Source organism: Natrinema sp. DC36 (assembly GCF_020405225.1).
Classification (GTDB): Archaea; Halobacteriota; Halobacteria; order Halobacteriales; family Natrialbaceae; genus Natrinema.
Map to the genome: position 1 here is coordinate 2,470,849 of NZ_CP084472.1, position 26,500 is coordinate 2,497,348.

31 protein-coding genes and 1 pseudogene are annotated in these 26,500 nt (G+C 64.1%); 12 read left to right on the forward strand and 20 right to left on the reverse strand.

Annotated elements, in window-relative coordinates; translation table 11 throughout:
- The first annotated feature begins 194 nt into the window (after positions 1-194).
- Positions 195-1,241: an NAD(P)/FAD-dependent oxidoreductase gene (locus LDH74_RS12855; RefSeq protein ID WP_226039115.1), complete on the forward strand. Its 1,047-nt coding sequence runs from the start codon at positions 195-197 to the stop codon at positions 1,239-1,241.
- Between the two features lie 49 nt (positions 1,242-1,290).
- On the opposite strand, the pseudogene LDH74_RS26655 reads toward LDH74_RS12855, so the two are convergent.
- Both LDH74_RS26655 and LDH74_RS12860 read right to left on the reverse strand, forming a co-directional pair.
- Positions 1,291-1,501 (reverse strand): annotated as a pseudogene (locus LDH74_RS26655) (carbonic anhydrase); the annotation flags it as partial.
- A gap of 87 nt (positions 1,502-1,588) precedes the next feature.
- Positions 1,589-1,945, reverse strand: coding sequence for a DsrE family protein (locus LDH74_RS12860; protein WP_226039116.1), 357 nt, complete (start codon positions 1,943-1,945; stop codon positions 1,589-1,591).
- A 148-nt stretch (positions 1,946-2,093) separates the two neighbouring features.
- Between LDH74_RS12860 and LDH74_RS12865 the strand changes: the two genes are divergently transcribed.
- A complete protein-coding gene (locus LDH74_RS12865; protein WP_226039117.1) occupies positions 2,094-2,513 on the forward strand; it encodes a VOC family protein in 420 nt (139 codons plus the stop codon).
- 48 nt (positions 2,514-2,561) lie between these two features.
- Here LDH74_RS12865 and LDH74_RS12870 read toward each other — a convergent pair whose 3' ends face one another.
- Positions 2,562-2,819 carry a hypothetical protein gene (locus LDH74_RS12870; RefSeq protein ID WP_226039118.1) on the reverse strand — a complete coding sequence of 86 codons (258 nt, stop codon included), beginning with the start codon at positions 2,817-2,819 and terminating at the stop codon, positions 2,562-2,564.
- 179 nt (positions 2,820-2,998) lie between these two features.
- Here LDH74_RS12870 and pyrF point away from each other — a divergent pair, with 179 nt between their 5' ends.
- On the forward strand, positions 2,999-3,802 hold the full coding sequence (gene pyrF / locus LDH74_RS12875; RefSeq protein ID WP_226039119.1) for an orotidine-5'-phosphate decarboxylase: 804 nt from the start codon (positions 2,999-3,001) through the stop codon (positions 3,800-3,802).
- Positions 3,803-3,828: 26 nt separating this feature from the next.
- On the opposite strand, the gene LDH74_RS12880 is transcribed toward pyrF, so the two are convergent.
- Complete coding sequence (locus LDH74_RS12880) at positions 3,829-4,086, reverse strand: hypothetical protein (RefSeq protein WP_226039120.1); 258 nt, start codon at positions 4,084-4,086, stop codon at positions 3,829-3,831.
- 31 nt (positions 4,087-4,117) lie between these two features.
- The gene (locus LDH74_RS12885; protein WP_226039121.1) at positions 4,118-4,297 is read right to left on the reverse strand and encodes a hypothetical protein; all 180 of its coding nucleotides are present in this window, start codon (positions 4,295-4,297) and stop codon (positions 4,118-4,120) included.
- A 209-nt stretch (positions 4,298-4,506) separates the two neighbouring features.
- Between LDH74_RS12885 and LDH74_RS12890 the strand changes: the two genes are divergently transcribed.
- Positions 4,507-6,108 (forward strand): GTP-binding protein, encoded by a 1,602-nt coding sequence (locus LDH74_RS12890; protein ID WP_226039122.1) that lies wholly within the window; start codon positions 4,507-4,509, stop codon positions 6,106-6,108.
- Positions 6,109-6,320: 212 nt separating this feature from the next.
- Here the strand turns inward: LDH74_RS12890 and LDH74_RS12895 are convergent, their stop codons facing one another.
- The 4 genes from LDH74_RS12895 to LDH74_RS12910 all read right to left on the reverse strand — a co-directional run bounded on the left by LDH74_RS12895 (position 6,321) and on the right by LDH74_RS12910 (position 8,895).
- Positions 6,321-6,629: a 2Fe-2S iron-sulfur cluster-binding protein gene (locus tag LDH74_RS12895; RefSeq protein WP_226039123.1), complete on the reverse strand. Its 309-nt coding sequence runs from the start codon at positions 6,627-6,629 to the stop codon at positions 6,321-6,323.
- Positions 6,630-6,953, reverse strand: a complete 324-nt coding sequence (locus tag LDH74_RS12900) for a hypothetical protein (protein WP_226039124.1) — start codon at positions 6,951-6,953, stop codon at positions 6,630-6,632.
- A complete protein-coding gene (locus tag LDH74_RS12905; protein ID WP_226039125.1) occupies positions 6,946-8,007 on the reverse strand; it encodes a ribonucleotide-diphosphate reductase subunit beta in 1,062 nt (353 codons plus the stop codon). Before LDH74_RS12905 ends, LDH74_RS12900 begins: the two co-directional genes overlap by 8 nt.
- 174 nt (positions 8,008-8,181) lie before the next feature.
- Positions 8,182-8,895 (reverse strand): sterol carrier protein, encoded by a 714-nt coding sequence (locus tag LDH74_RS12910; RefSeq protein WP_226039126.1) that lies wholly within the window; start codon positions 8,893-8,895, stop codon positions 8,182-8,184.
- Between the two features lie 262 nt (positions 8,896-9,157).
- On the opposite strand from LDH74_RS12910, the gene LDH74_RS12915 reads away from it, so the two are divergent.
- Complete coding sequence (locus LDH74_RS12915) at positions 9,158-9,886, forward strand: SCP2 sterol-binding domain-containing protein (RefSeq protein ID WP_226039127.1); 729 nt, start codon at positions 9,158-9,160, stop codon at positions 9,884-9,886.
- Here the strand turns inward: LDH74_RS12915 and LDH74_RS12920 are convergent.
- From LDH74_RS12920 to LDH74_RS12930, 3 genes are all read right to left on the reverse strand, one after another.
- The gene (locus LDH74_RS12920) at positions 9,876-10,079 is read right to left on the reverse strand and encodes a hypothetical protein (protein ID WP_226039128.1); all 204 of its coding nucleotides are present in this window, start codon (positions 10,077-10,079) and stop codon (positions 9,876-9,878) included. The two genes, LDH74_RS12915 and LDH74_RS12920, sit on opposite strands and share 11 nt — an antisense overlap.
- 42 nt (positions 10,080-10,121) lie before the next feature.
- Entirely contained in the window at positions 10,122-11,108 is a 987-nt protein-coding gene (gene corA / locus LDH74_RS12925) for a magnesium/cobalt transporter CorA (protein WP_226039129.1), read from the reverse strand.
- A 278-nt stretch (positions 11,109-11,386) separates the two neighbouring features.
- Entirely contained in the window at positions 11,387-12,010 is a 624-nt protein-coding gene (locus LDH74_RS12930) for a hypothetical protein (protein WP_226039130.1), read from the reverse strand.
- A gap of 163 nt (positions 12,011-12,173) precedes the next feature.
- Between LDH74_RS12930 and LDH74_RS12935 the strand changes: the two genes are divergently transcribed.
- On the forward strand, positions 12,174-12,422 hold the full coding sequence (locus tag LDH74_RS12935) for a PRC-barrel domain-containing protein (protein WP_226039131.1): 249 nt from the start codon (positions 12,174-12,176) through the stop codon (positions 12,420-12,422).
- Between the two features lie 180 nt (positions 12,423-12,602).
- On the opposite strand, the gene LDH74_RS12940 is transcribed toward LDH74_RS12935, so the two are convergent.
- On the reverse strand, positions 12,603-13,808 hold the full coding sequence (locus tag LDH74_RS12940) for an acyl-CoA dehydrogenase family protein (RefSeq protein WP_226039132.1): 1,206 nt from the start codon (positions 13,806-13,808) through the stop codon (positions 12,603-12,605).
- Between the two features lies 1 nt (position 13,809).
- Complete coding sequence (locus LDH74_RS12945; protein ID WP_226039133.1) at positions 13,810-14,382, reverse strand: SCP2 sterol-binding domain-containing protein; 573 nt, start codon at positions 14,380-14,382, stop codon at positions 13,810-13,812.
- A gap of 559 nt (positions 14,383-14,941) precedes the next feature.
- Between LDH74_RS12945 and LDH74_RS12950 the strand changes: the two genes are divergently transcribed.
- The gene (locus LDH74_RS12950) at positions 14,942-15,190 is read left to right on the forward strand and encodes a hypothetical protein (protein ID WP_226039134.1); all 249 of its coding nucleotides are present in this window, start codon (positions 14,942-14,944) and stop codon (positions 15,188-15,190) included.
- A gap of 85 nt (positions 15,191-15,275) precedes the next feature.
- Here the strand turns inward: LDH74_RS12950 and LDH74_RS12955 are convergent, their stop codons facing one another.
- Positions 15,276-16,958 carry an AMP-binding protein gene (locus LDH74_RS12955; protein WP_226039135.1) on the reverse strand — a complete coding sequence of 561 codons (1,683 nt, stop codon included), beginning with the start codon at positions 16,956-16,958 and terminating at the stop codon, positions 15,276-15,278.
- 219 nt (positions 16,959-17,177) lie between these two features.
- Between LDH74_RS12955 and LDH74_RS12960 the strand changes: the two genes are divergently transcribed.
- Positions 17,178-17,954 carry an SDR family NAD(P)-dependent oxidoreductase gene (locus tag LDH74_RS12960; RefSeq protein ID WP_226039136.1) on the forward strand — a complete coding sequence of 259 codons (777 nt, stop codon included), beginning with the start codon at positions 17,178-17,180 and terminating at the stop codon, positions 17,952-17,954.
- Positions 17,955-18,265: 311 nt separating this feature from the next.
- Here the strand turns inward: LDH74_RS12960 and LDH74_RS12965 are convergent, their stop codons facing one another.
- Together LDH74_RS12965 and LDH74_RS12970 are read right to left on the reverse strand one after the other, a co-directional pair.
- A complete protein-coding gene (locus tag LDH74_RS12965; protein WP_226039137.1) occupies positions 18,266-18,916 on the reverse strand; it encodes a helix-turn-helix domain-containing protein in 651 nt (216 codons plus the stop codon).
- Between the two features lie 172 nt (positions 18,917-19,088).
- The gene (locus LDH74_RS12970) at positions 19,089-19,940 is read right to left on the reverse strand and encodes a methyltransferase domain-containing protein (RefSeq protein WP_226039138.1); all 852 of its coding nucleotides are present in this window, start codon (positions 19,938-19,940) and stop codon (positions 19,089-19,091) included.
- Between the two features lie 345 nt (positions 19,941-20,285).
- Between LDH74_RS12970 and LDH74_RS12975 the strand changes: the two genes are divergently transcribed.
- Genes LDH74_RS12975 through LDH74_RS12990 form a run of 4 tightly spaced genes read left to right on the forward strand, consistent with a single transcriptional unit; the run spans position 20,286 to position 23,127 of the window.
- The gene (locus LDH74_RS12975; protein ID WP_226039139.1) at positions 20,286-20,891 is read left to right on the forward strand and encodes a DUF6230 family protein; all 606 of its coding nucleotides are present in this window, start codon (positions 20,286-20,288) and stop codon (positions 20,889-20,891) included.
- Positions 20,892-20,897: 6 nt separating this feature from the next.
- Positions 20,898-21,485: a DUF6114 domain-containing protein gene (locus LDH74_RS12980; RefSeq protein ID WP_226039140.1), complete on the forward strand. Its 588-nt coding sequence runs from the start codon at positions 20,898-20,900 to the stop codon at positions 21,483-21,485.
- Positions 21,486-21,540: 55 nt separating this feature from the next.
- Positions 21,541-22,611: a hypothetical protein gene (locus tag LDH74_RS12985; protein WP_226039141.1), complete on the forward strand. Its 1,071-nt coding sequence runs from the start codon at positions 21,541-21,543 to the stop codon at positions 22,609-22,611.
- Positions 22,612-22,665: 54 nt separating this feature from the next.
- Entirely contained in the window at positions 22,666-23,127 is a 462-nt protein-coding gene (locus LDH74_RS12990; protein WP_226039142.1) for a hypothetical protein, read from the forward strand.
- A 129-nt stretch (positions 23,128-23,256) separates the two neighbouring features.
- On the opposite strand, the gene LDH74_RS12995 is transcribed toward LDH74_RS12990, so the two are convergent.
- The 3 genes from LDH74_RS12995 to LDH74_RS13005 form a co-directional block, all read right to left on the reverse strand.
- Positions 23,257-24,066 carry a class I SAM-dependent methyltransferase gene (locus LDH74_RS12995; protein ID WP_226039143.1) on the reverse strand — a complete coding sequence of 270 codons (810 nt, stop codon included), beginning with the start codon at positions 24,064-24,066 and terminating at the stop codon, positions 23,257-23,259.
- Positions 24,067-24,158: 92 nt separating this feature from the next.
- The gene (locus LDH74_RS13000) at positions 24,159-25,031 is read right to left on the reverse strand and encodes a deoxyribonuclease IV (RefSeq protein WP_226039144.1); all 873 of its coding nucleotides are present in this window, start codon (positions 25,029-25,031) and stop codon (positions 24,159-24,161) included.
- A gap of 450 nt (positions 25,032-25,481) precedes the next feature.
- Positions 25,482-26,318 (reverse strand): biotin/lipoate A/B protein ligase family protein, encoded by an 837-nt coding sequence (locus LDH74_RS13005; RefSeq protein WP_226039145.1) that lies wholly within the window; start codon positions 26,316-26,318, stop codon positions 25,482-25,484.
- Between the last annotated feature and the right edge of the window lie 182 nt (positions 26,319-26,500).

Sequence of the window (26,500 nt, forward strand, 5' to 3'; positions counted from 1 at the left end):
ACCTGTAACCGACTTACTAGCTGTTACTCTCGACCGTTCGGGTAACTGGACCGTCCCACCGCCGTTCCCGAGGGGCGAACGGCCGCGGCCGCCATGTATTCGTGACTGCTGTCGTGGGGTCGCTTACCGATCCGTAACCGAGTTACCTTCACGATAGCTGATAATTATACGTGAGGAGTGGTAACCGAGTTACTATGAGTGAGTCAGATGGGACGACCCGCGATTCGATCGCAGAGGAGCGGCGGTACGACGTCGCCGTCGTCGGCGGCGGCCCCGCGGGGCTGACGGCCGCGCTGTACGCCGCGCGACTCGGCCACGAGACCGCCGTGTTCGACCGGGGCGGCGGCCGCGCGGCGATGATGCAGGACACGCACAACGTCATCGGCACGCCGGAGTCGGTGTCGGGAAACGAGTTCCTCTCGACGGCCGTCGACCAGCTCCGGTCCTACGGGGCCGACTACCGGCGGGAGTTCGTGACCAGTGTCGAACGCGCCGGCGACTCGTTCGCACTCGAGACGACCGAAGGGCCGGCCGCCGCGGAACAGGTCGTCCTCGCGACCGGCTTCAGCGACGAGCGACCCGACCCGCCGCTGCCCCGGACCGGTCGCGGGCTACACTACTGCCTGCACTGCGACGCCTACATGTTCGTCGACGAGCCGGTCTACGTGATGGGCCACGGCGAGAGCGCGGCCCACGTCGCGATGATCATGCTCAACTTCACCGACGAGGTCGACCTGCTGACGCGGGGCGACGAGCCGACCTGGAGCGACGAGACCGCGACCCTGCTCGAGGGCCATCCCATCGACATCGTTCGCGAGGACGTGACGGGCGTCAGAAACGGCGACGACGGCTGGCTCGAGGCGCTCGAGTTCGCCGACGGCTCGACCCGGGAGTATCGCGGCGGCTTCGCGATGTACGGCTCCGAGTACAACAACGAAATCGCGGCGTCCCTCGGCGCGGACGTAAACGACGACGGCACGGTCGCGGTCGACGACCACGGCCGCACGTCGGTCGACGGGCTCTACGCGGTCGGCGACCTGACGCCCGGCCACAACCAGATCCCCGTCGCGATGGGACAGGGCGCGAAGGCGGGGCTCGCGATCCACAAGGAACTCCGCGAGTTCCCGAAATCGATCGACGAACTCGAGGCCGAGGGGTCGGTTTCGGCGAGCGACGTGCCCGCGATGCCGGCCGAGTTGCGAAATCAGGCGAGCGACCACGGCTCGACGGCGGACGACTGATCGCGAGCGGACGCGGACGGGAATCGCGGGCCGAGACGCCGGCGGGCGCTTACTCCGAGACGCGCGTGTTGACCCCCTCGGAGACCCGTTCGCCGGGACGGCGGAGCGCGCCGCTCTCGACCTCGTAGACGTACCCGTAGACCTCGACCTCGTCGGGGATGAGGGGATGCTCCTCGGTAGTCGATCTGGGCCCGGCAGGCTTCGTCGATGTCGTCGGTTATCGAGACCCAGTCGGCGATCGACGCGTCGCCGATGTCCAGTTAGCGTAACGGCAACCGGTGCACCACATCGCTGGGGTGACCGTCTCGCTGAGCGGACGGCGGGAAACCCGCGATCGAGCGCGGCCGTCAGAACGTGAGTACCTCGTACCCGTCGTCGACGAGCGACCGGACGCTCGGGTGGCCCTCGTTCTCGTCGAGGCGCACGATACCGGCGTCGTCGACGGCCTCGTCCGCTCCGAACGTCCCCGCGCAGTAGTCACAGACCGCTACCTCGTCGCGGACCGCCCGATAAAGGTCGTGGTACTGGTGACCCTCGTCCTCGAGTTCCTCGATCCACTGCGTCCCCGCCCCGTCGAAGATCAACGCCAGATCGTCTCCGGCCGTCTCCGCGAACTCCCTGGCGGCTTCGAGCCCGTTGACGAGGCGGCCGGTATCGGCCTGCGATTCGGTACCCGCGAGGATGATGATGGCTGCGTCTCCCATGGTGCGGCGTCCTATCGGCGGCCGACGTAAAACGAGACGGCGGGAGTATGCGGGCTCCCCCACTAATCGGCGCGTCTCGAGCGATCGTCCCCGTCGCCACCGGCGATCAGACGGAAGCGTTTTTCCGCCGCGCTGGGACGACAGAACCATGGCTGCCCTCAGCGCACACCACGTCGGAATCACCGTGGCCAACCTCGAGGAGACGCTCGCGTTCTACCGCGACGTGCTCGACCTCTCGGTCGCCGACCGATTCAGCGTCGGCGGCGAGGCGTTCTCCGACGCCGTCGGCGTCGACGGTGCGAGCGCGGAGTTCGCGCACCTCGAGGCGGACGGAGCCCGGATCGAACTCGTCGAGTACGAGCCCGAAGCGCGGGGCTCTCCGGCGGCGGGGCTCAATCAGCCGGGCGCGTCACACGTCGGCCTCTCGGTCGACGACCTCGAGTCCTTCGCCGAGGCGCTCCCCGAGGACGTGCCGACGCTCAGCGAGCCCCGGACGACCGAGAGCGGGACGACGATCATGTTCCTGCGAGATCCTGAGGAGAACCTGATCGAAGTGCTCGAGGCATAACGAAAACGAATCGCGAATCCGAGCGACCGAGAGCGGAGTCCGGGACCGTTAGCGGCCGTTGCAGGCCAGCGTCGAGCTGACCTGTTCGACCTCCTCGTCACAGCCCGAGCAGACGCGTTTCTCGGTGGCGATGTAGACGTCGCCACACCGCGAGCAGTGGAAGAGATTGCCGAACCTGCTCGAGACGCTGTCCCCTCTCCCCCGATCGCTTTCGTCGGCCGCTGTCTCCGTCTCGTTCGTCAGCGTCGATTGAACTCGCTCGCGAAGTCGCTGCGAGAACGACGTCGCGTTCTGTCGTATTCCCATACAGTGGCAAACGATTATAGGAACGAAGTAGCTGATGTCTAAAGTATTTGGAACGGTTCGGTGTACCGTGGCATGCCACTGCTCGTCCGCTGTCGGGCCGATCGGCACTGATACCGATTCGCTGCCGGTCGATAGGTGCGTATAGCAACCTTTTCGACTATCGCGTGACCACTCCCGGCATGAACTTCTTCGATCGCCTGCACGACCGCATCCGAACGGTCGACAGCGTCGTCTCGGTCGGGCTCGATCCCGACCAGTCGCTCATTCCCGATCACCTGCACGAACACGACCTCCCCAGGTGGGCGTTCAACCGGCGCATTATCGATGCGACCCACGAGCACGCCGCGGTCTTCAAGCCGAACGCGGCCTTCTACGAGGACCCGGACGGTTGGCGCGCCCTCGAGGAGACCGTCGCCTACGCCCATGGGAAGGGCGTACCCGTCCTGCTCGACGCCAAGCGCGCCGATATCGGGAACACGACGCGGCAGTACGCGCGGCTGCTCGAGACCGTCGACGCGATCACCGTCAACCCCTACATGGGACGCGATTCGTTGCAGCCGTTCCTGGCGAACGAGGAGGCCGGCGTGTTCGTTCTCTGTCGAACCTCGAACCCGGGCGGCGCGGATCTGCAAGACCTCGAACTCGAGACCGGCGAGTCCGTCTACGAGCGAGTGGCCGCGCTGGCGGATCTTTGGAACGAAAACGACAACGTCGGGCTCGTCGTCGGCGCGACCCAGCCCGACGAACTCGAGGACCTCCGCGAGCAGGTCCCGGATCTCCCCTTCCTCGTCCCCGGAATCGGGGCGCAGGGCGGCGACGCCGAAGCGGCGATCGAGTACGGGCTGGCCGACGGCGTCGGACTCGTCAACTCCTCGCGCGGAATCATTTTCGCGGGCGAGGATCGCGGTGAAGAGTTCGCTACCGCCAGCGGGCAAGCCGCGAAGCGACTCAAAAAGCGGCTAAATCAGTATCGAGACGAGTAGCGGTCCGTCGCCTTCTCGCCGGCGTTCTACCGGTGGTCCGGATCGGCATCGACTACCCGCCCCGCGAGACGACCGTCGACCACTCGAGCGACGACTTCCACCGTGACCGGCTCCGCCGGCGGCCGCTCCTCGAGGCGAGCCAGCCCCTCGACGACGGCGATGTCCATCGGACTGGCGTCGTTCGGGTGGTCGGCGACGAGGGTTCCGTCGTACTCCTCGAGTCGGAGCCGATACGTCTCGCCGACGCCGAGTGAGTCGCCGAGCAGGTCGCGTATCGAGGTCACGAGATCGCCATCCTCGGTTTCGTCGGTCGGGTCAGAGCTGGTTGATCTCCACGTCGTCGTTCCCGGGGCCCGGCTGAGCCTGCGAGGCGCAGTCGGCACACAACCCCATGCTGTCCTCGTAGTGAACCGCACACGCGAGCGTCCCGCAGTTGGAACATCGCTCCTGGGCCGGACGGGATTCACAGATCTGACAGAGGCCACTGACGCTCATGGCTCGAGGTACGGACTCGAGGGGCTTGAAAGCGGCCCCGGCACGTTCGGCCCGGTCGCGCGGCCACGCGACGATCTCGGACACTTCAGGACGTTTTCGCGGCGTTCGAGTCCCTGTCGGCGTAGTTTTCTTCGATTCAGGAGTTGTACCATGTCAAACATTGTCAATACACGGGAAGGCTTTTGCCATGTGCCCCGCTACCAGGGGATATGAGCCGTGACCGGGCTCTCCTCGAGCGAGCCCTGGACCGTGGCGAACAGGACGGTGGCAACGTCGAGTTCAAGGAACGACTGTCGCGAGACGTCCACCTCGAGGGTGGACGACGAGAGAGCCTGGCCGCGCAACTCCGACACCGACTCCTTTCGGGCGACGGCGAGGCGACGTACGTCGTCGGCGTCACCGACAACGGCGGTCTCGCCGGCATCGATCCCGACACCTTCTCCGAGACGATGGACGTCCTCTCCCTGCTGGCCGAGGAGGCCGACGCACACATCGAAGACGTGCAGACCTGGGGGATCAACGAAGGGCTCGTCGGCGTCGCTCAGGTTCGCGAGGGCGGCGTCCTCGAGACGGACGACGAACACGTCGTCGTCGGGACGGCGGGCCACGTCGACCACGGAAAGAGTACCCTGGTGGGGTCGCTCGTAACGGGCAAACCCGACGACGGGGACGGTGCGACGCGCGCGTTTCTCGACGTGCAGCCCCACGAGGTCGAGCGCGGGCTCTCGGCAGATCTCTCCTACGCCGTCTACGGCTTCGACGGCGACGGACCCGTTCGAGTGCGGAATCCGAACCGTAAGGCCGATCGCGCCGAAGTCGTCCGGGAGGCCGATCGACTCGTCTCCTTCGTCGACACCGTCGGCCACGAACCGTGGCTCCGGACGACGATCCGCGGCCTCGTCGGGCAGAAACTCGACTACGGTCTGCTGGTCGTGGCCGCCGACGACGGGCCGACCCGGACGACTCGCGAACATCTCGGCGTCCTGCTCGCCACGGACCTCCCGACGATCGTCGCGATCACGAAGACCGACACCGTCGACGAGGAGCGCATCGAGGAAGTCGAACGCGAGGTCGAGCGACTCCTCCGCGAGGTCGACAAATCGCCGCTGCGGGTCGCCCGCCACGGCGTCGACGCCGCCGTCGAGGAGGTCAGCGAGCGCGTCGTTCCGATCGTCGAAACCAGCGCGATCACGATGGCCGGTCTCGAGACGCTGGACGAACTGTTCGATCGGCTGCCTAAAACGTCCCAGGACACCGGCGAATTCCGGATGTACGTCGACCGAAGCTACTCGGTCACGGGAGTCGGCGCGGTCGCCTCCGGCACCGTCATGGCCGGCGAGGTCGAGGCCGGCGACGAACTCCTGCTCGGCCCGATGGCCGACGGCCGGTTCCAGGAGGTCGAGGTTCGCTCGATCGAGATGCACTATCACCGAGTCGACAAGGCCCAGGCGGGCCGGATCGTCGGCATCGCACTCAAGGGAATCGCGGAGAGCGCGGTCGAACGCGGTATGGTCCTCCTACCCCGCGACGCCGATCCGGACCCCGTCCGGGAGTTCGAAGCCGAAGTCATGGTTCTCAATCACCCCACCCGAATCGGGGAGGGGTACGAACCGGTGGTTCACCTCGAGACGATCGGCGAGGCCGCGGCCTTCTACCCCGAGAACGGTCGGCTCCTGCCGGGCGACACGGGCGAGACCACCGTCCGGTTCAAGTTCCGCCCGTACCTCGTCGAGGAGGGTCAGAAGTTCGTCTTCCGCGAGGGCCGCAGCAAGGGCGTGGGAACGGTGACCGACGTCCATCCCGCGGACTGATTCGTTTCGGAAACGACGTCTTTCTCCGGCCTGGTCACCCACTGCGGTGGCGCGCGCTATCCGCGAGAACTCCAGTCTCGCAGACCGGTTACTATACCCCCTGTTGCCGCGATAGCAGGACGCTTTCCGTCACCGCTTCTCCGCCGAAATTCGATCCTCAATTCACACCAGACACACCTGAAAAAGCGGCCGCAATCGGAGCCGTTTCCGGATTACAGCGCGTCGAGCCCGAGCAGGTCGTCCTGCACCCGCTCTCCGACCCGGATCTCGCTGTCCGCTCGCGGGTACGAACAACACAGCAACACGTAGCCGTCGTCCTCCTGTTCGGGGGTGAGCCCCGTCCCTTCGCGCCCGTCGAGTTCGCCCTCGAGCAACTCGCCGGCACAGGAGGTACACATCCCGTTTCGACAGGAGTGGGGCAGCCCGAGGCCGGCGCGCTCGGCCGCGTCGAGGACGTACTCGTCCGGGCCGACCGAGACGGTCTCCGTCCCGTCCTCGAGGTGGAACGTGATCTCGTACATCTATATCCGCTGGCGGAGCTTGTACAGTTCCAGCGCTTCCAGACGCGGGTCGCCGGTGCCGACCTCGTCGTGCTCGAGGCTGGCACCGCTAATGCTCTCGTTGAACGACGTGCTGACGCCCTCCTCCTCGAACGTCGAGTCCATGATGTAGGCGACGTTATCGCGCACCGTCTCGAAGCTCTGGCCGAGTTCGTCGGCGGCGTCCTCGATCGCGTCGATTACCTCGTCCTCCGAGGCGGTGAACTCCGCGCCGCGGGACAGTTCCCGCAGTTCGGTCTCGGTCGCTGTATCGGACTCGGTCGCCGTTTCGGTGTCGTCACTCATGGTATCGCCCTCCGTCCGCCGCGACGCCGCGTTTGCGCTGGTAGACCTCCTGGTACTCCCGGACCTCCTCGTCGATGTCCGTCTCGAGACACTCCTGATGGCGGTCGGCGACGAGGCCGATGATCTTCCGGTGGTCGATGTCGAGGGCCAGCGTCTCGTTGAACTGGCCGTCGATAAGGTGGCCCACCCGCATCAGGAGGTCGTCGAAACTGATCTCGAGGGGGTCGCCGACGGCGTCCGTGAACATGTAGCCGAAGTCCGCGACCGACGCCACGTTCTCGTAGAGGACGTCCTCGATGGCCCGGCCGACGCCCTGAAACTCGGGCTCGCCGGCGCGTTCCTTCGCGAGCAGTTCGCCCAGCGCCTCGACGCCGTGGGTCATGTGCCGCCCTTCGTCGGTGCTGATGAACTTGAATCCGTGGTTCAACAGCGGGAGCGGGGCGTTCCGCGAGAGTTTGTTGATCGCGTAGAAGCCGCCGCGGGCGAGCAGTCCCTCCACGATCATGTGGTAGACGGTCAGCGCCTTCGCGATATCGACGGGGTCCCGCGAGTGGGCCGCTCTGGCGGTCAGTTGCCCCTGTCGGTCGAAGATCTCGCCGAGCCCGGTCGCCTGCACGATCGGGATCCGAGCGCCGCCGCGTTTCGGGTTCAGATCGGCGAACACGTCCTGGTCGCCCATCACCTCGTGCATGTAGACGTCGAGGAACTGCGTGTGCTTGTGTTCGGTCAGCGTGAACATCGTCATGTACATCTCCATCTCCTCGTTGTCGTCGAAACACGGCGCACCCACGATGCGCTGGAGGTGATGACTCGCGTCCTCGCCGACCGCGAACTCGCCGTCGAGAAAGCCCGATACCAGATACCGGATCTGCTTTCGTTCGACGGGCTCGAGCGAGTGCCAGATCTCGCGGTCCTCCTCGAAGCCGACCTCCTCGAAGAGCTTCTCGACGTTCCACGTGCCGAGTTCGACCCCCTTCTGGAAGAGGTCGTACCACTTGCTCTCGGTGTCGATCCGTTCCGCCCGGAACCCGTCTGTTGTGGTAACTTGTGACACAAGCGTAGGTCGCCGGTGTCGACAATGAGCGTACTCGTTCGAATAACTGGCAGTTGAAGTCACGCCGAGCATCCGCGCTCGACCGATCCGCTCATACGGTCTGCTGTAACGATTTACCGGCGCGACCGCGATCCGGCCTGCGGTCGCGCCGGTAAATCGTTACAGCAGACCGTATCAGAACAGGTATCGCGCGTCGGTCTCGCCGGCGACGTCACCCATCGCCGCTGCGGCGTCGCCGTAGTGGATGACCCGCGTCACGCTTCCCTCGAGCGACATCTCGTTTGACATCACCGATTCGATGACGTCCGCACCCTCGAGGAGGTCCGTCCAGGTCTCGTAGGGTGCCTCGAGTTCGAACCCCGGATCCTGCGCCGACGGCTCTTCCACGAGTTGGGCCCGCCGGCAGACGCCATCTTCCAGTTCGAGGTGCGCGTGGACTCGCGAATCGTCGACGACGTACGTCTCCAGTTGCGCGAGCAGCGAGTCGAGGTCGCCCCGGATCTGGTCCTCGAGCGCCGGCCAGGCCACGTCGGGGACGTCGGCGAGCGCTATGCCCGAGAGAGTTCGCCGGAACCGCTCTCGGTCGCTGTCGTCAGCCTCGCCCTCACCCGACTCGAGTCGCTCTTCGAAAGCCGATGTCGCGGTCTCCCGCAGGCGGTCGAACTCGTCGTCCTCGAGCGCGTCGATCCGGTCGTAGAGGTCGGCGGTCAGTTCGTCGGGGAGGTCCCCGAGCGCGGTCTCCTCGAGCGGGAGTCGCGTCAGGACGAACCGGAAGTCGCCGTTGAAATCGACGCCCCAGCCGTCGCTTTCGGCCGCGTACGCGTCGTCCTCGTTGAGATTGGCGCGGTAACTCTCCAACCACTCTCTGGACGGAAACCAGTCAGCCATGGGTTCACGGACGAGATTCGTCGGTTTCAGCGTTCGTCCGGGAATCCGAGGCGATATATGTGAGTGTGGTTCGCACGGGGACCGATCGACGGACGCGGAAGTCAGCGGGAAATCCGCCGAACGGGTACGGCCGGCAGCGAGCGGCTCATCTCGAGCGTCACCCGATGGCTGATAAACCCCCTCGGATACGCGGAGCAATCACAACAGACGTTCACACTGTGCACAGTTCTATATCGGGTCCATCACGGCCCGGTGGCCACACATGAGCACGCAACGACTCCGACCGATCGAACAGTATTTTCCGACCAAACCGTGGCTCGAGGCGTATCGAGACGCGATCAACGAGAACGACGAGTACGGGGAGCACTCGGCGGGCTGGGGCGTCGACTTCGACGGCTCGTTCATCTTCCAGATCGAGGACATCCCCCTCGAGAGCAACGCGATCGCCGACCTGCCGCCGGAGATCGTCGACGCGGTCGAGGACGAACTCTCGGAGCCCTCGGAGAGCGAACTCGAGGAGATGCTCGAGGAAGCGCCCGCCGAGGTACGCGAGCATATCGAGTCCCGTAGCGGGCCGCTCGAGGAACGCGTCACCGAGGAGGTCCTGGAGACGACGATGGCGGAGGTACCCGACCGAACCTGGCCGGAACTGCGGGCGGAACTCCCCGACCTCCTCGCCGAACTGATCACGCAACTCGAGGAGAACATCGCCGACGACGGCACCGTGTACTCGTATCTGGACCTCTACGACGGCGAGTGCCGGGCGGTGGACACGATCACCGACCTCGACGAGCGGGAGTACGGGTTCCGACTCGTCGGCGACTACGAGCAGTGGACGAGGCTCGTCCGCGGCGAGGGCGGCGTCATCGACATGCTGATGTCCGGCGACTTCGAGATCGACGGCGACATGCAGAAGATCCTGCAGTACTCCGACGCCGCGGTCGATCTCGCCGAAATTTCGGCAGACGTCGACTCCCGGTTCATCTTCTGATTCGACTCACGGCACGAACGGTCTGCCAGCCACCGGTCGGAAGCGATCCGGTGGCGTCCTGGTTCGAGACCGCTCGAGCGCGGTGACTCGTTTCCAGACCGTCCTCGACTGCACTCCCTTTCGCTCCGTCCTTGACCACACCACTTTCAGTTCCGTCCTCGACTGCACTCCCTTTCGCTCCGTCCTTGACCACACCACTTTCAGTTCCGTCCTCGAGCGTCCCCTGGCGACCGATTCAAAGCCATTCCTGTCGGCGAAAGTGGACGAGCAGCAGCCCGGCGAGTACTCCCATTCCGAGCATCGTCGCCGGATAGCCGTACGTCCAGTACAGTTCGGGCATGGCCAGGGGCGTGTCGGCGAAGTTCATGCCGTAGACTCCGACGATGAACGTCAGCGGGATGAAAATCGTCGCGACGACCGTCAGCGTCTTCATCACGTCGTTGGTCGACTGCGAGACGGTATTGAGGTAGATATCCCGCGATCCGCCGGTGAGGTCGCGGTACGTCTCGATGAGGTCGACGACCTGAACGAGGTGGTCGTAGACGTCTCGAAAGTACTTCTCGTTCTGATCGGCGATCTGGGGAACGTCACCGCGCGAGAGGAACGAAATGGCCTCTCGAGCGGGCCAGGCGACTTTTCGGAACGCGAGGAGATCCCGCCGGACGTCGTTCAGCGTCGCCAATAGCTGGGGGTCCGGCTCGTCGAGAACGCGCTCTTCGACCGCTTCGATATCGGCTTCGATCTCGTCGAGGAGAACGAAGTAGTCGTCGACGATGGCGTCCATGATCCGGTAGACGAGGAAGTCGGTCCCTCGGTCGGCGAATCGGTGGCCGTTCTTCGCCCACCGGGACGCCGAGGGGTCGACGAGCTCGACGTCGGTCGTCGACATCGTCACCACCCAGTCGGTACCGATAAAGAACCCGACGGGGCTCGTCTGTACCTCCTTGTGGAACGCGATATCGTCGCGCTGACTGAGCCGAACGGTCTTCAGCAGCACGAACGTGTGCGTCTCGTACTCCTCGGTCTTCGGTCGCGTCCCCTGGTCGAGCACGTCTTCGATGGCCAACTGGTGAATGTCGAAGCGCTCCGCGATCGCGTCCACCTCGCTTGGCGCGGGGTCGGCAGCGTGTATCCACGTTTCCCCCGGCGTCTCGATCGCGGTCGCCAGATCGTCGTACTGCTCGGCGCCATCGGGCGTATACACCATCGCGTCGAGACTCATACGCTCTCTCCCGAGTCGGACCGTCCTGCGATCGCGACGAGAGCGATACCGACGATGATCGCCGTGATCGAAAACGCCCGCCCGGGGTACTCGACGGAGACCCCCACGACGTACCCGATAAATCCGATGGCAAACAAACCGGCTCCTGCGAGTCTGGCCCGATTCATGGCCGTATCCATTCGAGCCTATCGAGAAGAAAGTACGGTGCCGACTCGAATTCGGAGCCGAGACCCCGTTTTCCGTCGAGTGTCCGTTGTCCCGTTTGACCGGTGGTTCCGTCAGTACTCGAGGATCAGTCCGTACACCAGCCCGAGCGTCCCGCCGTAGAGGGCCCACGCGATAACGCCGACGAGGCCGCCGACGGTGACGTTGGGAATCGCCATCGGCACACCCATCGCGACCGTCAACCAGATGGGAAACACGAACAGTGAGAGGACCGCGCCGACGGCGACCCCGTAGCCGTTGCCGAGCGCGAGCGTCGTCGTCGTGAGCGCGGACCGCTTGAGCAGCGGGACGAGGAGTTTCTGGAGGGACTCGTTGCGACTCGAGAGCAGCATTACCTTCGAGACGAAGGCGTCGATCGAACTCGAGACGAAGACGCTGAACGGCAGCGCGAACAGGACCCCGAGCGCGAACATCCCGAGCCAGCCGCCGTTCAGGGTCGGGGCCCCAAAGATCGCACCGACCCGCTTGATCGCGTCGGTGTCGTACACCTGGATTACCAGCGCGGCCTGAAAGCCGCCGGCGAGCCCGCCCGCGATGGCGGCTTCGATTTCTCGCGCATCGAACTCGAGAGACTCGATCGTCTCGACGAGCGAGGCCGGCGCGACGCGAGATGGCGGCTCGTCAGGGTCGGCGTTCGAGCCGGCGTCGGGTCCGGTGCTGGCGTTAGAATCTGCCATCGTCGATGCGTATCCATCGATCATCGGTGACGTGCCTCAGCCTTGTTCCGCGTATCCGCGGTGATTTATACGGTCAGGCGTCGGCTGCCGGACATACCATCTGAACTGAGTTTCCCGAATAAGCCACAAAAATCATTTACTACGGGATGTGGGCTGAAACCATATGAGCGAATTATTCGCACGAAGTCTCAGCGGCAAGCCGATCGTCGGAATCGACGGCACCGACTACGGGACGCTCTACACCATCACGATGGATCCCGAATCCGGCTCCCTCCGCGATCTCGTCGTCGACTCCGACAGCGGACCGTCGTCCGTGATCACCAGCCGATCCGACGACGCCGGTCGACTGCGGATCCCCGTTAGCAACATCGAAACGGTGAACGATCGGATCGTCGTTCGATCCACCGACTGACACGGTCTGTTGTAACGATGTCCCGGAGCGACCGCAGGACGGTTCGCGGTTGCTCCGGAAATGACCGACAACGGTCCGTGTGAGGGTCCGCGCGGCTCGCGGCATCGCAGCCGACGGGGCCGAGGAAACCGAGCGAGACCGAGAAACCCGATCGGAACGAAGCGCGAGCGAGCCGAACGGTCAGTAGGCGCTCATCCCGGTCAGTTCCTTGCCGACGATGAGCTTCTGGATTTCGGTGGTTCCGTCCGGGATGGTCATCACGCGGGCGTCCCGATAGTAGCGCTCCATGCGGTTCTCGAGGTCCAGCCCCGACGCGCCCAGCACCTGCAGCGCGTCGCTGGTCGCCTCGATCGACTGTTCGCAGGCGTACCCCTTCGCGAGCGAGGAGAGGAGTCGAGCGTCCGGATCCCCGTCGACGAGCGCTTCGGCCGCGCTGCGGGAGAGGCCGCGCGAGGCCTCGATCGACGTCCGAACGTCGTAGAGCTTCTCCTGGACCAGCTGGTGCTGGCCGATCGGTTCGCCGAACGTCTCGCGCTCTTGGGCGTACGCCAACGCGTCCTCGAACGCGGCCTCCATGATCCCGACCGCCATGAACGCCATCCCCGTTCGCATGAACGAGAACATGACGTTGAGCGGCTTGTGCTCGAAGAACAGCTGACTGACGTTCTCGGGGAACGGGACGATATCGTGGATGTCGTGGCCGTCGGCGATCGCGTCGCCGAAGATAGTCGAGAACCGGTTCTCGACCGGGATCCGGACGTCGTCGAAAACCATTCGACCGTTCGGGACGCCCTTCCAGCCGAGCTTGTTCATCTCCTCGGTCTCGAAGTCGGCGTTCGCCCGGTCGACCAGGAACATGTCCTGGGCGTCCTCCGAGGCGTCGTGGGCGATGACGAGCGCGACATCGGCGATCTGGGCGTTGCCGACCCACACCTTTTCGCCGTTGAGCACGAACTCCTCGCCGTCCTTGCGCGCGACGGTGTTCGGGTGGGCCGTGTCGCTTCCCCCCTCGGGTTCGGTCACCGCGAGACAGCCGAGACAGCGGTTCTCCTCGAGTTTCGGGAGCATGGCCTGCTGCGTCTCGTCGGCGGCGAAGCGGACGAACAGCGACGGGAACGACATCTGGAGCGCGACGTTCAGGCTCGGCCACACGCGGCTGATCTCCTCCGAGGCGATGACGAACCGCCAGACGTCGCCGAAGTACTGGTCGACGGTGTCGGGGGTGAAGCCGATCCCGAGATCGTGCAACCCGTCGAGGTACCCCACGAGGTCGTCGCGCGTCATCGGGCCGTTGCGATCCGCCTCGTCGACGATCGGTTCGATCTCGGACTCGAGGTACGCCCGGAGATCGTCGCGAAACGCCGTCTGGTCCTCGGTCAGGCGCATTCTATGACTCCGCGGGGACCTGTTCGGACAGCGAGTTCATGATCGGCGCGAGGCGCGTGCCCTTCTGCACCGGCCCGTCCATCTGGTACTTCTGCTTCATGAAGCCCTGAATCGGATCGACGCTGCCGACGATGAGGCCAACGAGCGTGTCCGCCGGGCCGGTGATCTCGAGCATCGGATCGGCGAGTTTGCCCGCGCCGCCGCGCATCGTCCGTGCGTCCTCGTCGACTTCGAGGTGGCCTTCCATCGGGCAGTCGTCGGCCTCGAAGTTGACGGTGATGTCCTCGTCGATGCTCTCGCGGACCTCGGGCGAGGTCTCGACGATGACGTTCATGCCGGCCCAGAGCAGTTCCTGGAACTGATCGGCGGTGTCGGGGTTCTCGGAGACGAACGACGCGATGTCCATCGATTCCATTCGCTGAACCACGCGGCCGAACGTCTCGGGGTATTCGCGGACGAGTTCCTCGGTCTGCCCCTCCATCTCGCCGAGTAGCGCCGGCAAGTCGTCTTCGAGTTCGTCGTCCGACTTCTCGAGCGATGCGTCGATCTCTTGGATGAGTTCGTCGTTCGTCATGGCTATCGGTTCGGGCCCGCCGGATGGGCGGGTCCCGCTACCTGTGAATAGGGAGCAACCGACGAACAGTGTGATCCGTGGAATACGCGGAGGTTTATATTCCATCCCGTGACGGTCGGCGGATCGATCTCGACTCAAGTTACGTGTCTACCGATCATGCCGCCCTCGGATTCTCGACCACGGGTCGTTCGAAACGGCGTCGCGTCTCGAGTGCGATTCGAGAGAGCAGTGCCTTCTCGTCACTCAGATCGCCCTCTCACTCGGTCCCTTCAGGACGGAGAGACTGTCCGCTGCGTTTCGGTGAAGACGGCTTCTGAACGGCGTCTCCTCTGGCTCGAGTATTGCATCCGTTATACGATCCAGAATATGTAATTTTTATAATTAATAGTGGTTGCGGACATAGCAAACGTCGTTACTATACTATCATACCAGTGACCAGAGGATTTTCGCTGAAAAGCGCGATTATGGGGCGCTGTGCAGTCCTATCTATTGGTGTGAATTTCAACGGCAGGCACTGGAAAGCACTCTGCAGTTCCCACGTAACACAGAAGAAGGATGTATGAGACGAAAACAAACCGAGCGAACCGAAGACGACTCGAGAAGCATACTAGACCGAGCGAGAGGACGATCGGCAGAGTCGACTTCGGACGAGTCGGGGAGCTGGTTCGATCGAGCCAGAGCGAAATACGGGCTCGGCGCGCTGCTCGTCGCCGCCGGGGTCGTGCTCTTCGTCTTCCCGGAACCGATCACGTCGACCGTGGGTCTCGCACTGATCGTAGCAGGGGCCCTCATCTGGCTCGTCAGCTGATTCCGGTAGCCGAGCGCCGTCGGTCGACGAGGACGCCGATCCTCGAATACTCGATTTTTGGGCGTCGTCGGTTGGACGAAGCGAGTCAGTCGGCAGCGCCGGCCGTCGCGCGCTCGCGAAGCGCCTCCTTGTCCGTCTTCTCGATGTCGGTCAGCGGAATCGACTCGACGAACGTTACCCTCGAGGGCATCGCGTGTTGTGGCACGTTCCCCTCGAGGTGATCGATCACGTCCGCCTCGGTCAGGTCGGCGTCCGGTTTCGGTTCGATGAAGATCCGGACCCGTTCGCTTCCCGGCCGCTCCGGATCGGGGACGCCGACCGTCGCGGGTCGTTTGACCCCCTCGAGTCCGTACAGGACCTCGTCGACCTCTTCGGAGTAGACCTTCAGCCCCGAGACGTTGATCATGTGCTTGACGCGGTCGACGACGTAGAACCGCCCCTCGGAATCGACTTTCGCGATGTCGCCGGTGGCCACGTACCCCTCGTCGTCGAAGGGGTCCCTGCCCTCGTCGAGGTATCCCTTCATCCGCTGGGGGCCGTTTACCAGCATCTCGCCCTCCAGTCCGTCGGCCGCGGCCGCCTCGAGCGGAATCTCCTCGCCGGTGTCGACATCGCGGAGTTTGACGTCCGTGTCCGGGACGGGGATGCCGATGGTCGGCTGATCGAGGCCGTCGTCGTCCGACGAGCCGGTCAAGAACCCGTGGATCCCGTGGATGTTGAAGTGCGTGATCGGGGACATCTCGGAGAGCCCGTACCCCTGGGAGACGCCGCCGGACTCGCGCTCGAACTCCGATTTCGTCTCGCTCGCCAGGGGTGCGGAGCCGGAGATGCCGAGCACCTCCGCCGACAGTTCTTCGTCGACGAGCTCCATGAACTGGGTCGGAACTCCGAACATGATCAGCGGGTCGTGCGTCTCGACCAGTTCGCTCATCTGCCCCGTGTTCCGCGCGTCGGGAACGACCAGGAGGTCGAGCGCGAGCTCGAGCAGACTGTTGGTGATCGAGTAGCCGTACGAGTGGTACATCGGCAGCGCCATCACCGCCGCCTCGCTGCCGCGCATCATCTCCGCCAGCTGGGACTGCGCGGCGACGCCCTGCAACGCGTTGGCCACGAGGTTGCGGTGGGTCAGCAGACACCCCTTCGGGAGGCCGGTCGTACCGCCGGTGAACAGCAGCGTGTGAACGTCCGTCTCGACGTCGAAATCGACGTCCGGGGGCGCTCGCTCGGCCCCCTCGATGACCGCCGGTAGCCACTCGGCTCCGTCGACCGCCTCGTGGTCGTCCGGTGGATCGGCCGAGTAGTCGTCCAGCGACGTGAGGATGATGTCGTCCAGCTCGAGGTCGTCCGCGAGCGAGCGCACCAGCTCGAGGTGTTCGTCGTGGCCGATCAGGACCTCCGGGTCGCCCTCCTCGAGCCGATAGGCGAGCGAGTCCTCGGCGTCGAGGAAGTCGTTCGGAATGTGGACGCCGCCGGCTCGCGAGATGGCGTTCGAGGCGACGACGAACTGGACGGACGTCGGCAGGATCGTCGCGACCCGGCTGCCCTTCTCGACGCCGCGCTCGCGTAGCGCCATCGCCAGTCGTTCGACGTCTGCGAGCACCTCCGGATAGGTGTACCGCTCGCCGTACTGGACGATCCCCTGTTCCGGGTAGTCGGCCGCGGCGTTCTCGAGGAATCGGTGGACCGGTTCGTCGGGATACGGCTCGAGCGTTTCGGGAATGCCGAACCGTTCGTACGCCGTCGACCAGAGTGTCGCGTCTCGGGACATTCGTTCTCGTTACCGCTCCTGATTTGCTAAAGGATACCCACTGCCATCCGGGGGAGTTGAAGGTCGACACCGATGGACTCTCGGCTTCCGTGAGTGGGAACGCCTATCGAATCAGTGACCGAATCGCGATCGATACACCGGGAACGAGTTTGGCGACGATATAAACGACCTGCGATCCGTCGAGCAATTTCCTTCGTCGTCGCCGGTCACTCTCGGCGCATGGACTTCGGACTGGACGACAAGACCGTGCTCGTCACGGGGGCGGGCGGTCGGATCGGGAGCGTCGACTGCGAGGTACTCGCCGCGGAAGGCGCCGACGTAATTGCGCTGGACGTCGACATCGATGCCGCCGAAACGGTCGTCGACGACATCGAAGACGCGGGCGGGACGGCCCGCGCGCTCGAGTGCGACCTGACCGATCGCGACGCGGTCGCGGAGACGGTTTCGGCGATCGACGAGGACGTCGGCGGCATCGACGTGGTGATCAACAACGCGGGGCTGGTCGACGCCCGCGACAGGATCGAGGACTTCGACGACGAGATCTGGGATCGCGACGTCGCGGTCAACCTGACGGGGACCTACAACGTCACCCGTGCGGTCTACCCCGGAATGAAAGAGCGGGAGTGGGGACGCATCATCACCATGTCCTCGGTCGCCGGCTGGCAGGGCGGCTTCGGTCAGGCCTCCTACAGCGCGACGAAGTCCGCGCTGATCGGCTTCGGCAAGACGCTCGCCCTCGAGGGAGCCCAGCACGGCATCACGAGCAACGTCGTCGCCCCGAGCATCGTCGTCGGCGCACTCGCGGACCTGCCGATCGACCAGTTGGAGGGGGTCGACGAGCACTTCGCCCGGATCGCGAAGGCCACGCCGATGCGACGACTGGGACGGGAGGAAGACGTCGCGAACCTGATCGCGTATCTCTGCTCCGAACAGGCCGAATACATCACGGGTCAGGTCGTCGGCGTGACCGGCGGCGTCGACCTCTTCAGTTTCTAGCCGTTCGGCGCTATAGCGCCCGATTTACCCCGTTGATCGAGCCGGCTATCCCGCGAGATTGCGGCCGACGATATCGCAATATTGCGGCCACCGATCTCGCGGGTTGCCGGATCGGTCGCTATCGACGCTCGAGACCGACTGTGATGGATCGCCAGGATGGCGTAATACAGCCACCAACTACTGCCTCGTGAGAAAAACGGTCATCCGATCCCCGTCGCACTACGGCGGTCACAGCCGCCATCCCCGTCATACTCCGCAGGTTGCAGCCGGTCTCCCCTCGTCTCGCGTCCTGATTCGCGCGACCGCGGCCGTCACGGAATGATCTGTGTGAGGATTTTTGACTCGATCTTTCGCAGGTGGCCGCCCACTGTTCCACCGGTGCAGCCGAGCTCGTTGCCGATATCCTCGTGCGTCACCGCTCGAGGCACGTTGTAGTAGCCCATATCGACGGCGGTCTGGAGGATCTCCTGTTGGCGCCCGGTGAGCTGAGAGAACAGGCGGTCCGTGTTCGGTTCGTATTCCCCCGTCTTGAGGAGCTTGAATCTGATTCCGTCGGGAACGTCCGGAATGGCGTCCTGAAAGCTCCCGACGTCGCCAATCATCGTGACGCGCAACCCGCCGCGCCGCGTGAACTCGAGGGGCGTATCGAAGATGAACTCGAACTCCTTGAGCATGCTCAACAGGCCGACGAGCCTGGTGTGAGCCTCGACGTGGATGTAGGCGTGAATCTCGTCGTCGACGCCCGAGAGCTGGTACTTGCATACCATCGGTGAGTCTTCCAGAATCGTCTCGAGGGCGTCCCGATCACCCGCGAATTGATAGATCGTGACGATCGTCTCGTCGGCGAGGAGGTTGACGTTGTGAAGGAGTTCGCGCGAGACCTCGGGATGGTCCGCGATCCGCTTATCGACGGGGTGCAACCCTTCATCGTCAGGGATGATGATGCATTTTGCGTATCTCATCGCACGATAGTTACCTCACTGTGAACGTACTTCTTGTTACCGCTTGACAGTAGGGTCGCAAAGCGAGTCCGACAGCGGTCGGCCGGTCCGTACTCCGAGACGGTCGTCTGCCGCTGATACCGGCGCTCAGTTCGGAATCGTCGATAGATCACTGGCGATGACATCGGAGACGTTACTCGGGAAGTTCGGCGGTGAAGTTGCCGTGAACTGCGATCCCGCGCTCGATGATTTCGTACTGGTGGTAGAGCGTCACGCCCTGCTCGACGGACGACTCGCTCTTGAGGCCGAGCGCGGCTGCGATCCTGAGGAGAGGCGTGACGGCCAGTGAGAGCACCCACTGGCGTCGCGACGACGGAATGATCTGCTCGTAGTGGTCGTCGAACGTCACGTCCGTGAATCCGAGTCCCTCGAGGGCCTCCCGGAACTCGCTGATATGCGCGAAGTCGGGAACGGCCCATCCGTCGAGGACCGTTCGTAACTTCTCCGCCTCCGGGTCGGTCAGCGCGGTTCGACTCCTGAAGCCGTCGGCTATCATGAGACGGCCGCCCGGCGCGAGGACGCGGCGAATCTCCTCGAGGACCCGTTCCTTGCGATCCGAGTGACAGACCGTTTCGATACCGGAGACCGCGTCGAACGTATCGTCTGGATACGGAATGTCGTGGTAGTCCCCGACGCTGAACTCGGTCGACTCGGAAACCCCGCGCTCGCGGGCGTTCGCCCGGGCTTCGCTGACGTGCAGCGGATCGATGTCGATGCCGTGGACCTCGGCTCCGTGTTCGGCAGCGACGTGCGTCGGGAATCCGCCGCGCCCCGTCCCGATGTCCAACACCGTGTCCGTCTCGTCGACCTCGAGCGTGTCGGCGTAGACGCGGTTGGAGTTCGTCATGGCTTCTCGGTGGGTCGTGGATTCGTCGTCGTAAAAGCCGTAGTGAAGGTTGGCGGTACTCCAGAAGACGCGATACTCCCACGCGGTCTCGTTGTAGAAGTCGACGATTTCGTCGGCGTCGAACCGTTGCGTTTGCATGCTCTGAGGCGGACCGTTCCGTCCAATAGTCCTTCTCCCGCGTTTCCACGTCGATTTATACCGTTCCACTCACAAACGGCGTCACTCGCTTCTCTCTCGGCTCGTCGAGACAGCAGCGAGGAGTGGACTACTCGGGAGATTCATCTCAAATATATACTATTTGTGGCCGAATTTCGTATAAATCCCCCCGTATACAAGGAGGTAAAATGATTACAAATCGTGTTGGGTGTGTTCTTGTGTCATTCACAATGCAACACCGACTCGGCCGATTATCGGACGATTCAGGCCCGATCTCGGCGAATCGCCGCGAATTTTCGGAGATACTAATCGATAAAAGGGAGTAATATGTACAATAAAAAGCGACTAGTGGGCGGAACCGGTGCATCGTTCTTGGTTGTCGCGCTCGTAGGAATGATCGTCCTCTCGTCGGGGACGGCCTACGCTGCGCCGCTGGCGAGCGGGAGCGGGTTCACCGTCGAGGCCGACGAGATCAGATCCGACGAGTTCCTCCTCTACCCCAGCGCCGGCGAAGGCGATCAAGGAGAGACGCCGGTCGTGGTCGTCGAGCAGCGCGGCGTCGAAATCGACGGACTGGTGCTGACGAGAGAGCAGGAAGTGCCCATGATGGACGGGACGATGGAGATCTCGTTCACCGCCGACGAGACGGTCACGGCGGACGAGCAGTACATCAAGCTGACCGGGCTGGACGCGGAGAACGCTGAGTTCAACGGTCAGGTCATCAACGCCCAGTCCAGCGAAAACCCCGAACAGCAGTTCCAGCAGACGGCCGGTGAGAACGCCGATCCCGAGGAGGGCTACCTCACCAACGTTAGCGGAGAAGCGCCCGGAATGGTTCAGGAAGACGTCGAAATCGACATGGTGTACCTCGCCTCGAACGAGATCACCCTCCCCGGTCTCGACGTCGGCGTTGAATACAACTCGAGCGAGTGATTTTCAATGGCAACTCAAAACAGCCAGAGCGACTCCGAAACCGATCCCGACCGATTTGAAAGCCGGTGGAAGCGGGGAACCGGGTGGATCGGGAGCCGATGGAACCGGTTCAACGACTGGCGGACGCGACGCCCGTTCATGGGCGGCGTCCTGCTCTGTCTGGCTGGGATCCTCATCACCTGGGTACCGATGCAGATACTGCCCGATCTCATCTTCATCGGCGGAGAGATGGCGGGCTTTCTCACCATCGGTGCCCTGATCGGCGTGTTCGTCTTCCTGACGGGCGTGTACGCACTGTACAGCCCGTCTAAATCCCACGAGATCGGTGTTATCGGCGTCGTTCTGTCGATCTTCTCGCTGTTCGGTTCCCTCGGCGGGCTGTTCCTGGGGATGCTGCTGGGCATCCTCGGCGGCAACCTCTGTATCGCGTGGAAACCCCGAGACGACGTTGCCGACGACGCGCTGGCGGAACCGAGCAAGGTCGACCGAGCCATCGCGCGATTGCGAAAGCGAGTCGGACGTGTCGTCGAGAAAGCGAGCGCACGGCTCCGCGAGAGCGCCGAAACCAACACCCAACGGAGTGCCGACGAATGACACCGGCACGAGCGACGACGCTACTACGAACGCAGCCGGTTGACTCGCCCGATACATGAGCCGACCCCGCACGCTCGGCGTCGTCTTGCTGGTCGTCGTCGGGAGTACTGCGACCGGAATCGGTACGCTCCCAGCAGCCGCACAGGAAGACGATAGCCTCTCCACGGTCGAACTCGGCGTGATCGAGGGTGCCACCGTCTGCGTCCAGCAACTCTCGTCGGATACCAATCGACTGGTCGTCCGCAACGACGCGTACGAGGACGTCACCATCTATCTCGACGGGAACAGACGGGTCGAGCTCGAGCAGACGCAACCGGAGGCGACCATCGCGTTGCAGACCGACCGGCAAAACGAGGGGATAAACAACCTCTCCGAGGTCGGCGAGTGCGTCACCGCCGACCGGAGCAACGTCGTCGTCAACGCTCGCTCGATCACCATGCGAGGACTCTCGACGAGCGGCTATTCGGTCGAAACGGACTCGAGCGCGGGTATCCCCGAGCCTGCGATATTCGACGCGCCCGCCAACGAGAGCGCATCCGCTACCGAGAGCGACGGGACGAACGACGAAACCGACGGGACGCCGGACGAGAATGAGGCCAACGACTCCGCAAACTGGCCGAACGGAGCGGACAGATCCGATGAGACGTTGGGTGACACTGGAAACGAATCGAACGAGACTGACGGACGGGATGACGACGCCGTGACCGAACCGGTCGACGAACCCGGTGACCCCCTCGATGAGACCACCGGGACGGTCGACGACTCGCTCGACCGAACCGAAGAGGTGGTCAACGACACCGTCGATCACACTGAGGAGACAGTCAACGACACCGTCGACCACACCGAAGGAACGGTCGAAGGCACTGTTAATCACACCGAAGAAACGGTCACCGGGACGATTGACCACGTTGGGAACACCACCGAAGACGTGACGGAGACAGTCACCAGCGAACCGAACGAGACGGACGAACAGCTCGTCGGATCGACCGAAGAGACGGCCACCGAAACCGGTAATCACGTCGAGGAAACGACCAACGAAACCGGTGACTACGTCGAGAAAACGGCCGAGGAACCGACCGACTTCCTTCGAAAAACGACCGAAGAGACGACGGAACCGCTAAGCTAGTAATGCAGACGCACGCAATCGGTACGCTGTTCAGAAACGTGGTGAACTTGAGAGATGAGTGAATACGAGACGGTCGGCGTCGAAGCGAACGACCCATCGATCGAGGCGGTCGACACGTGGATCATCGCCGGCGCCGCCACCGTCGGCGTTCTCGTCAACCTCACCGGGTTGATGGTCCCGCTGCTCACTCGTCTCGGCGGCGGCGTCGTCGCCGGATTCATCGCCGCGTACGCCGTCGGTCGGATCGTCTCCGGCATCGGTCACGCGGTGATCGCGAGCGCGATCGTCGGTGGCGTCGCGGGAACGGTGACGGCGTTCCTCGGGACGCTTCTCGGACTGTACAACGAACCGCCGCTGCTGGTACTCGCATCGATCGGCCCGATCAGCCCGATGCTCACGGGACTCGGACTGCCGAGCGTCGTTCTGATCGTGCTCGCATTCTCCGTGCTGACCGCCATCGACGGGTTCGTCGGCGGACTGGTCGGGAGCGGTCTGCGGGCGCTTCTCCCGTGGTGAGCCGTGGCGCAACGCCGCTGCCACACGTCCCTTTCTCGGAACTGGACGATAGCAGCCACTGCCAGTTACCAGTCCCAGTCACTGCACCCCCGCTCGTACAATGGCGTTGCCATCGGTGTGTGATTCGTTTCAGTGGCTACTGGCGGTAACCCGCCCGACGGTGACGAAGAACGGGACCGTTTCCGCGCGGCGATACTCCTTCGCACCCATCTGCTCGACGACGGTTCGCCCCATCTCCCGCCACGAACTGCGAAGCTCGTCGTACTCCGACTCGGTCACCGCCCCCGAGAGGATAGTCTCCCGGTCGTCGGCCAGCCCGTCGCCGGTCGCCTTCCGGCGGGCCGCCGTCAGCGCGCCGTCGCTGTACGGCGGTTCGACCGTTCGAACGTGGTCGTACCGGCGAGTTGCGAGCACCTCGAGCCCCGCCGTCTCGAACGCGTCGCGAGCGCCAGCCCCGAGTGCCACGTCCGTGTCCACGCCCTCGAGGTAGGCCCGCCGCGCCCGTCGCTCGAGTCGGCCTTCCGCGTCGACGCTCGAGTCGATCTCGACCGCGGCGTTGTCGGGTTCGACGGCCGCGACGAGGTCGGTGGAGACGCGGGCGAACTCCTCGAGCGCGGCCGCGGGATCGGGGAGGTTGATCAGGAGTGCCTGACAGACCACGAGGTCGAAGGTGTCGTCGGGAAACGGGAGCTGAACGGCGTCGCCGGCGACGGTGGGAACGTGCTCGCTCGCGGCCGCGAGCAGGTCGGAATCCGCGTCACAGCCGATCACCTCGCCCGGCGACTCCGCCGCGAGGACGCGGCTCAACTCGCCGGTCCCACAGCCCGCGTCCAGAATACGGTCGCGAGAGTCGAGGGCGAGCGGCTCGAGCGCATCGCGGGAATCGGCCCACATCCCCTCGCGGGTCCGACTGAGGTAGGATTCGGAAAACTCGCGCACGGACGGCGTTTCGAGCGTCTCGAGTAAAAACGGGTCGATTTCCCGGATCCGCTGCAGGTCCGTGACGTTCGGCGCTACCCTGGCGGTCTCGGCTACTCGTCGTCGCGAAGCTCTTTGACCCGCTGAATGTTCCACGCGAAGCCGCGGCCGTCCTCCGTCGGCGTCTCGAGCGCGAACGGCAGCTCCCGAAGATCCGGATGGTTCACGATTGCCTTCATCCCGTCTTCGCCGATGTAGCCCTCGCCGATGTGGGCGTGCTCGTCCTTGTGCGTGCCCACGTCGTGTTTCGAGTCGTTGAGGTGGATGTACTCGAGGTACTCGAGGCCGACCACGTCGTCGAAGCGGCCGACGGTCTCGTCGACGGCCTCGGGCGTCGTTAGGTCGTTGCCCGCGACGAGCGTGTGAGCGGTGTCGATGCAGATTCCGATATCGGTCTCGGTGCGGTCGATGATCCCCGCGAGGTGGTCGAATTCGCCGCCCAGCTTGGTCCCGCTACCCGCGTCGGACTCGATGAGGATCCGAACGTCGTCGGGCACCTCGAGATCGTCGATGACGCTCGCGGCGTTGTCGAGCCCGCCTTCGACGCCCGCGCCGGTGTGGGCCCCGAGGTGGACGTTGACGTACGGAATCCCGAGTCGCTCGGCGGCGTCGAGTTCCGCCTGCATGCTCTCCATGGACTTCCGGCGGAGGTCGTCCTTCGGCGTGCAGAGATTGACGAGGTAGGCCGAGTGGATGACCCACGGCCCCTCGAGTCGTTCGTCGCTCGCTTCTCGGAAGCCCGCGGCCGCCTCGTCGCTGATCTCGGGCTGTGCCCAGACCTGCGGCGAGGTGGTGAACACCTGCCCGCAGTTGCCGCCGAACGCGGTCTGGCGGTGGACCGCGTTGCGGAGATCGTCGTACGGCGGCGTTTCCTCGTCGGACGAGACGCGCGAACCGGAGATCGAAACGTGTGCGCCGACCTTCATGGCCACTCGTCAGTACCCGTTCGTGATAGGTACTTCGGAGCGACTCGAGTTCGGACGACGACTCCATACCGGCCGAGAGACGTGCGGTGGCGCGTGCCGCGCTACGGTTCGCCACCGGCGAACCGTCGCTCGAATCCGCGCGAGGGATGAGCGAGGGAATGAAAAGACCGAGCGAATCGGTTGGGGAGGGTGTGGAAATCCCTAGATGCCAGTATGAGAACCGGTGATCGGTTTTGAACAGATAGGTTGTATCATACCGGAGTAAATAGCTGTCACCTACTTCTGGTAACTAGGAATACCACGTCCTCCCCAGCCGATTCGCTCACTACGTTCGCTCATCCCTCGCGCGGTGTTTTACCTGCGATTCACTGGTCGTTCATCGCAGGACAGCACGCGCCACCGCAGCAATCGTTCGAGCCCGTCTACGAGACGCCGGTCGATCGCCGACGGTCACTGGTTGTCCACCTCGAGCATCTCCCGATTCCGAACCCACGCATCAGAACCGAACTTCCGGTCGGCGAGATCACGGGCGGCCTCGAGGTCGCCGTCGTTCCAGGTCGACTCCTCGGCGTCACACCAGTCTCGCAGCGCCCCCGCGATCGCGTCGACAGCTTCCTCGCGATCGATCCCGGTCTCGTCACGGATGCTCGTCACCCGATCGGTGAAGGTCGACTCCTCGAGTTCGGTATCGAACACCCCGACGTGTTTCCGGGGCTCGAGGGCGTAACTGATTGAACCATGCTGGATGACGACGTCGCGCTGGCGGTACTGAGCGTTGCCGCTGATCTTACGTGCTCCCGTGCCCGCCTCCGCGGGCGCGACGATGTCGTGTGCCGGGTTGATGTCCCGCAGATAGCACGAGGGCTGATAGATCGCGTCCCGTTCGGCCGACGCGAAGGCGGCGTCGACGCCCATCCGATCGAAGGCCTCGAGGATCGGCTCGCAGAACAGTTCGTAGCACTCCATCAGGTCCCCCGGAACCTCGTCGGCGGGAGCCACGATCGTGTACGAAATATCGGCGTGTCGGTCGTGATAGATCCCGCCGCCGCCGGTCTGCCGGCGGGTGACGTCGACCCCCTCGCGCTCGCAGAAGTCCCAGTCGACCGTGTCGGCGTCCTGCCGGTACCCCAGCGAGAGCGTACTCGGCTCCCACGAGTAGGTTCGAACGGTTCGAACGTCGTCCTCGAGCGCCGTTCGTGCGGCGATCTCCTCGAGGGCCATCTGCGTCGCCCCGTCACGGGGTTCGTCCCGGATCAGTCGCCAGTCCCGATCGGACAGTGCCGTCATGTCCGACTCCACGCGGACGAGGTGGAAAGTGATTCCGACGCCATCGACATTTCGTATAGCACTAGAAGGTTTATTCTGGGTGGAAACGCGGCTTCGAGCTCCCTCGAACGGGAGCCTCGAGTCAGGTCACGTCGCCTCGAGCGAGCATCGACACGCTCCCGATCGCGGTACGAACGCCAATA